At 70.8% G+C, this 13,195-nt stretch carries 7 protein-coding genes and 1 pseudogene; 2 read left to right on the top strand and 6 right to left on the bottom strand.

The genetic code is table 11. The annotated features are described in order from the left end of the window. Positions 1-61: 61 nt before the first annotated feature. The 3 genes from SPI01S_RS22850 to SPI01S_RS06095 all read right to left on the bottom strand — a co-directional run bounded on the left by SPI01S_RS22850 (position 62) and on the right by SPI01S_RS06095 (position 5,319). The gene (locus SPI01S_RS22850) at positions 62-1,897 is read right to left on the bottom strand and encodes a hypothetical protein (RefSeq protein WP_066719777.1); all 1,836 of its coding nucleotides are present in this window, start codon (positions 1,895-1,897) and stop codon (positions 62-64) included. Positions 1,898-2,317: 420 nt separating this feature from the next. Beyond that, entirely contained in the window at positions 2,318-4,570 is a 2,253-nt protein-coding gene (locus SPI01S_RS06100; RefSeq protein ID WP_066720217.1) for a hypothetical protein, read from the bottom strand. Further along, complete coding sequence (locus SPI01S_RS06095; RefSeq protein ID WP_066719775.1) at positions 4,567-5,319, bottom strand: hypothetical protein; 753 nt, start codon at positions 5,317-5,319, stop codon at positions 4,567-4,569. The genes SPI01S_RS06100 and SPI01S_RS06095 overlap by 4 nt, the downstream gene beginning before the upstream one ends. 104 nt (positions 5,320-5,423) lie before the next feature. Here SPI01S_RS06095 and SPI01S_RS06090 point away from each other — a divergent pair, with 104 nt between their 5' ends. Beyond that, positions 5,424-6,311: a restriction endonuclease gene (locus SPI01S_RS06090; RefSeq protein ID WP_066719773.1), complete on the top strand. Its 888-nt coding sequence runs from the start codon at positions 5,424-5,426 to the stop codon at positions 6,309-6,311. A gap of 115 nt (positions 6,312-6,426) precedes the next feature. Here the strand turns inward: SPI01S_RS06090 and SPI01S_RS06085 are convergent, their stop codons facing one another. The 3 genes from SPI01S_RS06085 to SPI01S_RS22615 all read right to left on the bottom strand — a co-directional run bounded on the left by SPI01S_RS06085 (position 6,427) and on the right by SPI01S_RS22615 (position 11,891). After that, positions 6,427-7,818: a globin-coupled sensor protein gene (locus SPI01S_RS06085; RefSeq protein ID WP_066719771.1), complete on the bottom strand. Its 1,392-nt coding sequence runs from the start codon at positions 7,816-7,818 to the stop codon at positions 6,427-6,429. Between the two features lie 117 nt (positions 7,819-7,935). Then, positions 7,936-9,249, bottom strand: a complete 1,314-nt coding sequence (locus SPI01S_RS06080) for a surface lipoprotein assembly modifier (RefSeq protein ID WP_066719769.1) — start codon at positions 9,247-9,249, stop codon at positions 7,936-7,938. Further along, positions 9,246-11,891 carry a beta strand repeat-containing protein gene (locus SPI01S_RS22615; protein ID WP_169804468.1) on the bottom strand — a complete coding sequence of 882 codons (2,646 nt, stop codon included), beginning with the start codon at positions 11,889-11,891 and terminating at the stop codon, positions 9,246-9,248. Before SPI01S_RS22615 ends, SPI01S_RS06080 begins: the two co-directional genes overlap by 4 nt. 172 nt (positions 11,892-12,063) lie before the next feature. Between SPI01S_RS22615 and SPI01S_RS06065 the strand changes: the two are divergent. After that, positions 12,064-13,195 (top strand): annotated as a pseudogene (locus tag SPI01S_RS06065) (hypothetical protein); the annotation flags it as partial.

Raw genomic sequence — 13,195 nt, 5'->3', positions numbered from 1 at the left:
CCGGTGCGAGGGGTACCGGAGGGCAGCTGCGTTCACGCCCTCCGCTACGGCCCGATTTCGTCTAGGGGCGGCGCGCAACCAGAATGCCTGCCACCGACATGATGTCTGCTGCGCTGTTGCTCCCCGGCGGCGCATAGCTCCCGCGGAATTGCAGGGCAGCCTCTTCCGCGGCGGGCCCGAAGAACAGACCCGAGCCGCGGCCTGTGAAGGTCTGCGTCGCACCGGCGGCAGCGGTGAGGTCCCCATGAAACTGGTTCTGTCCGGAGGTGATCGTGCCGGCGAAGCTGAGATTGCCGTAGTTGAAGCTCGCGCCGCCGCCGGTCGGCGTGAACACGGGGGAGAGCGTCCCGGTCACCACGCCGCTGGTGAAGGCGACATCGAGTCCCGCGGTGCCGCGAAGATCATAGCCGGTGTTCACCCCGATGCGCTGACCGTTGCCATAGAGCTGGCCGGTGAAGCTGGCAGAGCCGACCCGCGGCATCGCTGTGCCAGCGGTCTGCAGGCCATAGGTGAACCAGGTCTGCACGCCATCGTCGCGCCAGGAAGGCGGCTGGGACAGCAGCATACGATATTCGCCGAAGCCGGCATAGTTCAGGACCAGTTCGCTGCTACTGCCGCTGGGAACATAGACGCGCAGCGTGGAGGTGCGATCGGCCGTGGCGATGCGGTAGGTCTGGATCCGCGCATTGCTCTCGGCAGCTACCAGATTGGCCGCGGTGAAGTTGTTTCCGAAAATCGCATAGCTTGCGGCGGCGCGATCGATTGCGAGGGACCCGGCTTTGAGAATTGCCTCTGCGTAGGACGGCGTGAGCAAGCCCGGCGTGTCGCCGCGCGCATTCTGCATCGAATAGACGAGCGAGCCTGTATTCACATCAAAGCTTCGCGGCGTGGCGATCGTCGCGAGCGTCTCGCTGTCCGTGGCACCCTTCCGGCCGGTAATCGTGCCGACGCTGCGAATCGCGCCGTCGCTGGTAAGGCTGACGGTGGAAAAGGTCGCGCCGACTTCTTCCGCACCGGGACCATAGAAGCGTCCGCTCAGGCTGCCCGAGTTCCCGTACAGCGAGAAGGACATGTTGCCGGTGAACTCGCCGGTGGTGCTGGAAATCGCTGCAACGCTCAGAAAGTCGAAATTGTTGACGCTGCCTTGCACGAGACCGACGCTGCGGCCGGTGCCGCTGATGCGAACGCTGCCGCCTGCAAAGTCGACGTCGAGCCGTCCGCTGCCTGCCATGCTGGCCAGCTCCGCGGGAAAGGCCTGTACGCCTATCAGATCGATCGCATAGTTGCCGAACCCGGTTCGCGGCACGGCGGTTGCGGGGGTTCGAACGCCATAGGTGAACGCGTCGACGGTACCGGCTGCCGCGTTGCTGCTGCGCCTGGTCTGCTGCCAGAAGCCGCCGCCGACATATTGGTAGCGATATGCGCCGACAGTGCCGGTGTTGGTGAGGGTAAGCGAATCCGTAACGTCGCCGGTGGTGCGCTGGAAGACGGTGAGCTGTGCCGTGCTGTTGGTCGCGTCCTTGTCTGCCGGGCGGAACACCTGGCTGCGACTGCCTGACGTAACGGTATAGCTTCCGTTCGCGGCATCATAGGCGACGACGATCGTGGGGCTGCTGGCGGTAACGGTCCCGGTGCCGGTGGCGGGATAGTTTGCCGCAAGGGTGGTGCCGTTGGTACCGAACGTCTCGCTGTTGGTAAGTGCCAGCAGGGACGTGTTCGGTGTGGGCGCTGGCGTTGGCGCGGGTGTGGGCGAAGGCGCAGGCGCCGGCGTAGGCGACGTGCCACCGGTCCCCGGCGCAGGCGCGGCGCCGATGCCCCCGCCGCCGCCGCCGCCGCTGCACGCGGACAACAGGGCGCAGGCCGCCAGCGCGGCAATCGAGCTGCTAGAATATTTCATGAGATATCCCCCTTGCAACGATCTAGCAACGAGCCGGGCGACCGATCAAGATCCCGCCTCCGACAATTTCTGCGCGGGCGCACGGGGCGTTTTCCGGTGGTCGCATATCGCTTTCGATCCAAAAGGACCTCGGCGAAGCGCGATTCATTGCGCACGCGTGACGGGCGTCACGCAGGGGCGCCGCCGTGCCGTGGCAAGACACGATCAGCGCCGGAGCCATGCACATGGTCCGCGGCGCACCAGGTCTCCCAGGGCGCCGCGTTTCGGGGGAAGCGCGGCGCCCATGCGGGCGGGCATGTCCAGACCGGGGGGCTGGACATGCCCGCCCGCTGCTCTCCCGAACGCATCCATGGGGCCCGTGCACCGCGACCGCCGCGACATGCTTCTTCGCCGCCGACCGTCGCCGCAGCTTCTTCCGTCTCAATCGTAATAGAAGGGGGAGCGCTTCGCCCAGATCGTGCCCGGATAGCGGGCGTGGAGCAGGCGGAAGGCGCGCCGGCTGAGCTGGTTGTGGTTGCCGCCCCAGCGTCCGACCCGGTTGAGCCGGTACAGCGCTTCGCCGGCGCGCGGATCGCGCGGGTGCGCGGCAACATAGGCCAGCGCTTCTTCCCACAGCGTCGTGCCGCCGGCGATGCCCTTGGGCAGATCGGCGGCGGTGCGGAAGGCGCTGCGCTCGCGCAGGGCCGCGGGCTGGAGCGGTCCGGCAAAGGGCGCGATCCGGGCGGGAAAGGGGCTGCCGCACTTGCCGTCGCAGGCGATGTCGGCCGGCGGCGGCTCCTCGCCCGCGCTGCGGTTCTGCCAGCTTGCCGGTACATAGAGCCAGGCGGGCCGGAAGGCCGGCGCAGGCATGGCGCGCGGCACCCGCACCAGCCAGTCGCTCCAGTAGCCGCCGAACGATCGTTCGGTGCCATAGGGGCGGGCATACCCCTCGAGATCGGTGCGCAGGCTGGGTATCTTGGCCATGACGAAGAGCGTGGCGAAGCGCTTGTCCGGGCCCGGGGCGGTGCGCAGGATGCGCTGCCAGTCGCCGCGTACCTGCGGCAGCAGGGTCACCAGCGCGCGTGCCGTCTCGTCCACCGCCGTGTCGTTGCGCAGCAGCACGGCGCGGGTGAAGTTGGTGAGCGCAAGATCGAGGCGAAGCTCGGGCGGCAGCATGTCCATGCGGCCGAGCGCCAGCCGGTCGGCGAGCGGCAGGCGATCGATCAGCATCCGCGCATCGTCGCCGAACCCGGCCCAGTCCCGCCCGCGGTGACCGAGCTGGGTGAGGGCGATGCCGGCGTCGAAATCCAGGCAGGTCGCAACACCCGGCGTGCAATAGGGCTGGCGCAGCGCGTGCGCGGCGAAATCGGCGAGGCTGGTAGCGAGCTGGGCGCGGACCGCGAGGAAGATGTTGCGATCGGACGGCGTGAGGTCGTCGCGGGCGAGGATCGCGTCCACCTGCCCCCGCAGCGCGGCATCGGGGGCGCGGCCGACGTTCAGCCGCAGCAGGTGATAGCGGGCGGTGAGCCAGGCGGGATCGGTCGCGGGCACATGCTCGGCGGCCTCCGCCAGGCGCGTCGCCGCTGCGTCTTCCCGCGCCGCCAGGCTCAGCGCCGCGATCAGCCAGGCATTGCGGCGGGTGGCCTGCCAGCGCTCGTCCGCATGGGCAAGGCCTTCGGCACGGTTGCGGCTGCCCAGCGTGGCGATCCAGTCCGCCGCTTCGGGCTTGTCGAGCCTGTCGGCGGAAAGGCTCCAGTAATCCTTGAACTTGACCGCGATATCCGGCGCGGCGGCCTTCGCGTTGAGCGCCTGGTCCAGCCGATCGCGCAGCGCGGCGGGATGCTCGCTATAGTCGAGCACCTGCTGCATGCGGCCGACCTCGCTTTTGCCATAGGTGCCCTCCGGCGCGGCGGCCAGGGTGGCGATCGCGCCGTGCGCGCGGGCAAAGGCGGCAGGATCGCGGGTGGTGAGCGCGGCGCGCTGGATGGTCCGGGCCTGGAGATAGGGCGCCAGCTTCTGCCAGGGCGAGCTGGCATCGCGGCCGATCGCGGCGAAGGTTCGTTCGGCATCGGCCAGGCGGCCATCGTACAGCGCGAGCGCGGCCTGCTGGTAGAGCCGGTCGGCGCGCAGCCAGGCGGGGGCGGCGGGATCGAGCGCGGGCAGGACAACGCCCGGCTTACTGCACGCCTCGAACACCGCGTCCTGGCCATCGACCCAGGCGCGCACCCAGGTCGAGCTTGTGCCGTGCGCGGCGATCCGTGCCTTCAGCGTCGCCGCAGCGGTGGTGAAGGCATCGCCGAAGCAGGTGGGAATGGCGGTATAGTCGGGGCCCCGCCGCTCGGTGGAGATCCAGTAGACGTCGGAGACGCCGGGCACCGCGCGTCGTGCCTCGGTCCAGACCCCGGTCAGGTCCTGCCAGTCGCCGCAACAGGGGGTGGCGAGCTGCTCGGTCACCGCGGCACCGGCATCGAGCCCGTTGAGCAGGCGCCAGTCGAGATAGCGCACGGCTTCCGGGGCGCGCGGCTTGACGATGCCCACCCGGCCGGCGGCGAGCGCGGCGCGGTCGATCGGGTGCAGGGCGTGGCTGGTGACATAGTCGATCAGCGGCCCCGGATCGCCCGAGCCGATCGCCTGGCTGCCTGCCAGCATCGCCGCCGCCGCCGCACCCGCCGCCAACCACCATCCGCGCGTCATCGCCACTGCTCCACCTGGCTGCGAACCGCGTTGAAGGTGGAGGGCGTCCAGCTGCGCGGTGCGAACAGGTAGATCCTACGCCCCGCTGGCGCACGGGCAATGGGGGTATCGGCGGAAATCGCCAGCGCCTTGCGGCAGGCCGGATCCGACCAGTCGCCGCCGCCCTCGATGCGGGCGCGGATCGCGGGGTCGCCGCGGCCCATGCGGAACAGCATCGGCACGATCTCGTCCACCGGCAGGCGGCTGAGCCAGTCCTCCTGGCACCAGCTGGCGATCGCGGTCATCGACAGCGGCACGGCGCGCGGCAGGCCGGCGCGGGCATCGTCCAGCACGTCGATGAGGATCTGGCGCTGCGACCGGCGCACCTCGAAGTCGATCTGGACGCGCGGCGTGGGGACGATGCGGGCGAAGTGGCGGACGGCAGCGGCGACGCGCGCGCGCAGCGCCGGGGTCCAGCGCGGCGGATCGCGATCGTCGATCTGAAGGTGGACGACCGCGGTCGAGGGCGGTCGATCGGTGCGCAGCGGATAGCGGCGGCCGCGTGCGGTGAAGCCGTCGCCCGCCAGTTCGATGAAGCCGGTCTGGACGGCGATCTCGGCATCGGGGGGAAGGAAGCGAAGGTCCTCGGGACGCTCCCAGGCCCAGACGATCAGCCGGGGCGGGGGCGAGGCGGGCGTGCAGGCGGCGGCGGGGAGCAGCAGCGGCAGCAGGGGGGAGAGTCGGCGCGCCGCGCTCCGAGCGATTCGCATGGCAGCACCTCGCATAGGATTTCGGGGCCGCGCATGCCAGCGTGGGGCTTCCGTCGGCGCTCGGGGGAATGGGCGCAGGCGGCACCAAGGGGGGAGCGTTACCGATGCCAGAGATGCCGAAATATACCGACTACATGCTGCCGACGCTGCAGATCCTGCGCGACCTGGGAGGGTCGGCGGCAGTGGAGGAAATCGAGGAGGCGCTGATCGCGCGCCTGGCGCTGCATCGCAAGCTGCTGGACCAGACCTATCCCCGCAGCGGGGCGCCGATCGTGCCGGATCGCATGTCCTGGGCGCGCACCTTTCTCAAGAATGCCGGGTTGGTCGAAAGCGGCGGGCGCGGGATCTGGCTGCTGACGGAGGAAGGCCGGCGCGCCGCCGGCAATCGCGCCGAGGAGGTGCGACGGCACGTGCTCGATGCGCACAAGGTGGCGCGGACGGCGGCGTTCCGATCGGCGTCGCGGCAGCGCAAGGAAGATCGTGTCGCCACCACCCTTTCCGAATTCTACGCCGGCGCGGAGGGAAGTTCGGAATGGAGCGACCAGTTGCTCGCCACCCTGCGGGGGCTGCATCCGGCCGCGTTCGAGCGGCTGTGCCACCGGCTGCTGCGCGAGAGCGGCTTCGTGAAGGTGGAGGTGACCGGCCGGAGCGGCGACGGCGGGATCGACGGCACCGGCGTGCTGCGGATGAACCTGATCAGCTTCCACGTGCTGTTCCAGTGCAAGCGCTATGCGGGATCGGTGTCCTCGCCCACGGTGCGCGACTTTCGCGGGGCGATGCAGGGGCGGGCGGACAAGGGGCTGATCCTCACCACCGGCAGCTTCACCGCCGACGCGCGCCGCGAGGCCACCCGCGACGGCGCCCCGGCGATCGACCTGATCGACGGCGAGACGCTGTGCCAGCTGCTCAAGGAACGCGGGCTGGGCGTCCGGGTGGAGCCGGTGGTGATCGAACGGGTGCGGTTGCAGCCGGAATTCTTCTCGGAGATATGAGCCGGGAAAGGGCGGAGGGGACGCGCGCGCAGGGCAATCCGCTGCCCCCTCCGCCAGGTGCAGCCCGACAATCCCTTCCGCCTGGCCGACGGGGTGGGGCCGGGTGCGGGGGGAGCTAAAATGCCATGGTGCCAAGGGCCTGCACCGTTGCCCGCGCCGCCGCGCTGGGCCCGGCGGCGGCAGCGGGGGCGCCGCCGGCATCCTGGAAACCGTTCGCCTGGCGGGCGAGCTTGTCCACCTCGCGCGCCAGATTCTGCGCGGCGGCGGAGGTCTCCTCCACCATCGCGGCGTTCTGCTGGGTGGCGCGGTCCATCTCGCCGATCGTGGTCGACACCTCGGTGATCGCGCTGGCCTGTGCCTGGTTGTCGCTCGCCATCTGCGACAGCAGTTCGTTCACCGTCGCCACGTCGCCCGAGATGTTCGACAGCGCGCCGTCTACCTTCTCGACCATGCCGACCGCGGCAACGATGTCCGCCTGGGTCGCGGTGAGCTGGTCGCGGGCGCGGCCGGCCTCTTCCTCCGCCCGCATCGCCAGTGCCGAGACGAGATCGGCGACCACTGCGAACCCGCGGCCCGCCTCGCCGGCGCGGCCTGCCTCCACCGCGGCGTTCATGGCGAGCACGCGGGTCTGGAAGGCGATCTTGTCGAGGCCCTCGATGACGTTGTCGATGCCCTTGGCGCTTTCCGAAACGCGCTCCATCGCCGTGACCGCCTGTTCGGTGATCGCGCGGCCGGTGTCGACCGTCGCCTTGGCGCCGTCGGCGCGTTCGACGGTGCGGCGCGCGCTCTGCGCGGTGGCCTTGAGGCGCTGGTCCATCTCCTGCACCGAAGCGGCGGTCTCGGCGAGGCTGGCGGCATTGGCTTCGGTACGGCGCGACAGGTCGCCCGAGGCCTGGGCGATTTCCTGCGAGCCGGTGCGGATCGCATCCACCGTCTCGTTGATCGCGCCGAGCAGGCCGGACAGCGTGGTCTCGCGCTCCTGCAGCGATGCCATCGCCGTGGCGCGACCGGCCTGTTCCTGCTCGAAATAGATCGAGACCGACATTTCCAGGTCGATCAGCGCGGCGGTGACGATCGCGCGCAGCTGGTCGAAGCGCTTGTCGGCCTTGCGGCGGCCGAAGGGCAGGCGCGGGCCGCTGTCCATCGCGGCGAAGCTCTCGATCATCGAATCGAGGATGATCGCGTAGGAGCCGATATACCATTGCGGCGTCAGGCCGATCTGGGCGTGGCGGGCGCCGATGCGCTTCACTCGCTCGACATAATCGGCATCGAACGCGGCGCCGGAGAGATGCGCCCAATGTTCCGCCTGGAGCTGCTTGGCCCGCGCCACGTGCGACTGGCCGGAAAACATCTTCGCCGTCTCGGGATGCGCGGCGATCTGAGTGTAGAGCCGGTCGAGCGCCGGGCCCATCGCTCCCTGGATCGTGTCGCGCGCGTCGGAGAGCAGGGCGCGCTTCTCTGCCGTATAGCCGACGAAATCCAGGCGTGTGGCGAGTTCTGGGTGCAAGATCCTGCTCCTGGATCGGGGGCGACGCTCGTTTCCGATCTTATAGAGCAGGGGCGCCGCCCGGCTGGCCGGAACGCCGTGTACCTTGGGACATTCCGGGATCGCGCGGAGATGGCGTCAGAAGGCGCGGGTGAGCCCGATTGTAGCCGCCTTGCGGGTGAAGTCGTAGATGCCGACGGTGGAGTTGTTCCGCTCCCAGTCAAGCCGGACGATCGGGGCGAACCCGTGGATCTGGAGCCGGCGGAAGGTGGCGCCGGCACCGAGGCTGACATTCCAGTCCTTGCGCCGCTCCGGGAACAGGAAGAGGCGCGCATCGCCTTCCAGCCGACGCAGCCCGGCGGTGGCGTAGACGGTGGTGCGGCCGAATTCGTGCCAGCCGAGCAGGCTCGCGGCACCCGAGGCGGTGGCATAGCCGGGATCGTTCGCGGTCTGGCGGGTTGCGGACAGGGTGACGCTGCCGCCGGCGCGCGGGGAGAAGGCGCGCTCATAGGCGACCGCGCCGTTCAGCAGCAGGCCGTTCTGCAGTGCATTGCCGCGATAACGCGTATCGGCGATCGTCGCGCTGGTGGTCAGCTGCGCCTTGGTGCCGAGGGGGTGTTGCCAGTCGATCGCGGCGGTGGCGGTGCGGGCATAGGGGCTGCCGCCATACCAGCGCTGGGTGCCGCCGATCGAGGGGCGGAGGCGATCGCGGCCGAGGCTCCATTCCAGCCCGACCAGGCCGGACGCGGAGACATCGTTGAAGCGACCCTGGCGGTAAAAATCGCCCTGACCGGAGACGCGCGGAACCAGCGACAGGTTGGTCGCGATCGGCACGCGCGCATAGAGCTGGCCGGCGGCGCGGGCGCCGATGCCCGATTGCTCGCGGGCGTCGCGCGACAGCTGGAGCGGGGCAAGCACGGTGTCGAGCGTCGCAGCGTCGGTCGCGCGGTTGACGTTGCTGTCCGGCACCAGCGCGACTTCGAGGCTGGCGCCCCAGGGTTTCCGCGAGCGCAGCGCGGCGGCGAACTGGTCGACGATCTGCGCGACCTGCGGCGGCAGCCCGCCGGCCTGCGCCTGGCGCAGCTCGCGCCGCGCCGCGCCCTCGTCGCCCATCTGGGTGAGCAGCCGGGCGAGTTCGAGCCGGACGCGCGCGGCGCCTGGCTTCTCGTCGAGCAGTGCGCGGTAGGTGGTCGCCGCCTCGCGCTTGCGGCCGAGCTTTTCGAGCAGCTGGCCCAGGCGGAAGCGCGCCTCGGCGCGGACCTCGCCATCGGGGTCCCTGGCGAGCGCGCGGTACATCGTCTCCGCATCACCCGGCTGGCCGCCTGCCTCGGCCCGGGCAGCGAGCGCGAACAGCTCCACCGCCGAGACCTGATGCTGCTCGGTCGTCTGGGCGAGGGCGGGGATCGGCGCCAGCAGGGCCAGCGTCAGGGGGATCAGCGTCGTTCGGGTCACTGCGCCTTCTTAGCGAGCGTTGCGCCGTTGAGAACCGCCTTGTCGCCATTGGCCAGCGTGCGGGTCGCATCGAAGGTCGCGCCGATCTCCTGCGCCTGCGGGCCGAAGAACCAGCCGGTCAGGCTGCCGGCGCCGCCCGGCGCGGTAAGCGCCCCGGTGAAGCCGTTGGCCGAGATGCCCGCCCCCTGGAAGGCGAAGCTGCCGAAGTCGCGGCTGCCGGCGGCGGCGCTGCCGGTAATGGCAAGGCTGCCGCCCGCGATCGCCCGGGCGAAGTCGACGGTGAAGGCGCTGGTGCCACCCAGCGTATAGCGCACGCCGCCGGCGGTGCCGGTGCCGAACACCAGGCCGGCATAGCTGGCGGTGCCGGTGCGCGGCATCTGGTCTGCCGTGGTGCGCTGGCCGAAGGGCAGATACCAGCGCAGCGGATCGCTGCCCGCGGCGGCATCGTTCGCAAGATAGGCGAGTTCGGCGAAGCTGGCATAGCTGAGCGCGAGCGGGCCCCTGCCGGCGTCGTAGATCCGCGCCTGTACGGTGCCGCCGGCGATCGCCTTGCGATAGACGTCGAAGCCGACGTCGCTGGTGATCGCCTCACGATCGGCGGCGGTGAGCAGGACCAGCACTTCGGAAAGGCCGGGCAGGCCCGCCACGCCATAGCCGCCGGCGGCGTTGGCCGAGATTTCCGGCGGCGCGATCGTGCTGCCCGCGGCGAGGCTTCCGGCCGACTTGTCGCCGACCAGGCTGACTGCGCCCACCGTGCCGTTCGCGCCGGTAAGCGCCGCGCTTGCCCCCACCTCGTCGGCGGCGGGACCGTAGAAATGGCCGAGGAGCGCGCCGTTATAGCCCGCCAGGACCGCGAGATCGAGCGCGCCCGTGAAGCTGTTGGCGCTGCTCGACAGCGTGGCCGATCCGCTGAAGCTGCCGTTGCTGGTGGTGGTGGCCCCGGCATTGGTGAAGCTGGCGGTGGCGGTGCCGCTGGTGCTGATCGCGCCCGTGGCGAAATTGGCGGTCAGCGTGCCGCTGCCGGTCACCGCCAGCGGGCCGGGCTGGCTGGCATCGGCCAGCGCCCCCGCCAGTCGCACGGCATAGCTCGCCGATCCGGTGCGCGGCACCGCCGAGCCGGGCGTGGCCATCCCGAAGGTGAAGGCGTCGACCAGGGTGGTGGTGACGCCGTTGCTGCTGGCACTGCTCGCCCAGCGGCCGGCGCGGACATAGCGCATGCCGTTCAGCGCATCGAGCGTCAGCTGGTCGCCGCCGCCCGTGCTCGGCGTCGCCGGGAACACCCCGGTGCGCGCGCCGGAGATCACCACATAATTGCCCGAAGCGGCATCATAGCTGACGGTCATCGGCTGGGCAGTGGTGCCGGTGGCGCCCAGCGCGCCGCTGGCATCGGTATAGTTCGCGCCGAGCGTGGCGGCCTCGCCGGTGAAGATCTGGCTGGCGGTGAGGCTGGCGAGGCTGGCATTGCCGGTCTGCGCGCCCGACTGGCGGCCGATCAGCACCCCCGCGGCGGCGCGGCCGTCGGCATTGGCGGCGCTCCACGATGCGCCTACTTCCTCCGCCGCCGGGCCATAGAAGCGCCCGTCGAGCGTGCCGGCGAGGTCGCCGCCGGAAAAGGCGAACACGCCCGAGAATCGGTTGCTGCTGGCGGCGAGCTGGGCAATCCCGACAAAGGTGGAGCTGGTGATCGTCGCGCCGGTGCTGGTGGAGACTTCGCGCACCTCGCCGCTGGTAACGATACGGCCGGTGATGAAATCGACCTGGAGCGTGCCGCCGCCGACCAGGCTCTCGAGCACGCCGTAGCCGAGCGAGCCGACCAGATCGATCGCATAGGCGCCGCCGCCCGCGCGCGGCAGGGCGGAATCCGGTGTCTCGACACCATAAGTGAAGGCGTTGAAGCGGAAGGCGCTCTCACCGTTCGCGGTCATGTCTGCGCGCTGCCAGAAGCCTCCGCCGACATAGCGATAGGTCAGCGCACCGCTGGTGCCGGGCAGGGTGAGCGACAGCGTGTATTCGCTGCTCGCGGTCGCGTGGCGATAGACGCGGAGCACCGCATTGGACTGCGCGGCATCGATGTCGCCGGGGAGGAAAGTCTCGCTGTTGACGCCGTCGCTGACGGTATAGCCCCCGTTGGCGGCATCGAACCGTATCGTCAGGGCGCGAGTCGCTGCCAGGCAGCCGCAGGCCCGGGCATCGGGATAGAAGGTGCCGGTGAATCCTGTCGCCTCGTTGTCAAAGCTTTCCGTGCTGGTGAGCGACAGGAGCGACGCATTGATCTGGGGGGTGGCGGGCGTCGGCGTTGGCGTAGGCGTTGGCGTCGGTGCCGGAGTGGGGCTGGGCGCCGGGGTCGGACTCGGTGCCGGGGTCGGACTCGGTGCCGGAGTCGGGCTGGGCGCCGGAGTCGGCGTAGGACTCGGTGCCGGCGTAGGACTCGGCGCCGGGGTGGGGCTGGGCGCAGGCGTAGGCGTAGGGCTGGGCACGGGCGTGGGGCTGGGAGCGGGGCTTGGCGCGGGGGTCGTGTCGGGCACCGGGCTGGGCGCCGCCGGCGTCGTCGCCACGCCGCCCCCTCCGCCGCCGCCGCCACTGCATGCGGCGACCAGCGCCAGCGCCGAAACCGTCGTCGGGAGCAGGATTGCGCGTCGCATGCCGAATCCTCTGAAAGCCGCATTAACCATGGCGGCCGGATATGCAGGGACGGGGTATAAGTTTTGGTTAATTGGCGATTTTTCATTTTGTTGCCGGGAATTACGGCTTTGTCATGCTTTGTTCACCGCGCGCGGCCGATGCTTGCGGCAACACGATCGACGAGGTGACGCGATGGCACGGTTCCACCACCTTTTACTGAGCGCGACAGGCGCGGCGCTGCTGTGCGGCTGCACCGAGGCGGGCTTCGCGCAGGATGCGCATGTGGTATCGGCCGGCTCGGCGGACGTCGATGCCGAGGGCGAGGACAGCTATCGCTGGATCGACCGGGCCCGCGCGCTTTGGGACACGGTGGGGGACGCGCCGCCCGATTACAGCTTCGGCTTCGATGGCGGCACGCCGGTCGCCTGGGAATTGCGTGACGGCTATTGGGTGGTGGTGGAGGAGCGAGCCGAGGGCGCGCGCACCTATTTCTTCGCCCCCGGCGATCGCGGACCGTTCCTGGTGCGCGAGACCGATCGCAGCTTCGGCTATCAGGACGGCAATGTCGCCGCGCTCTATGACGCCGGCGGCCGGTTGGCCCCGCGCAGCGAAGGCGTGCGGGACATCGATGCGGGCGAGCGCCTGTACGATCGCGGGCGGCGGCTGCGGAACGCGCTGCTCGACCGGCAATGGGCGCCCGTCGACACCACCGCCTGGGGCAATCTGAACCTGTTCTTCGTCGGCATCGATCCCGGCTGGGATTCGGGCTGGCGCTATCGCAACGACGGCTTTGCGTTCGCCGAACAGCATCGCTGGGCCGAGGAGCGCGCGCGCCGCGCCGCGATGGCGGCGGCCTTCGCACGCTGGCGCAGCGGTGGCTTCCAGGGCCCGCCGCCGCAGGGGCTTGGGCCGCACTGGCAGCATCGCCCGCCGCGCCCCGGCCGCCCGCCGAATGCCGGGACGCCGCCGGGGGCAGGGCAGCCGGGGCGGCCGTGGATGTGGGGCGGCCTGCCGGGGCAGCCGCGTCCTGATCGCCCGCAGGGCACGCGCCCGACCACGCCGCCGCCTGCGGCAGGAACGCCGGGCCGGCACGAATGGGAAGCCGGTGCCCCGCTGCGTCCCCGCCCCGACGGCGCGGGCGCCCGACCGCCGCGCGGGGATGGCGATGGCCGCCCCGGCTGGCAGGGATCCCGTCCCGGATGGCAGGGGCCGAGGCCGGGCTGGCAGGGGCCGCGGCCGGGTGCCGTGGCCCCGCAACCTGCTTCGCCGCCTGCCGCCGCGCCGCCGCCACCGCCGACTGCCCCCGCCGATGCGTCCCCGCCGC

Source organism: Sphingomonas pituitosa NBRC 102491 (assembly GCF_001598435.1).
GTDB lineage: Bacteria > Pseudomonadota > Alphaproteobacteria > Sphingomonadales > Sphingomonadaceae > Sphingomonas > Sphingomonas pituitosa.
This window is presented reverse-complemented; position numbering and strand designations above follow the sequence as displayed.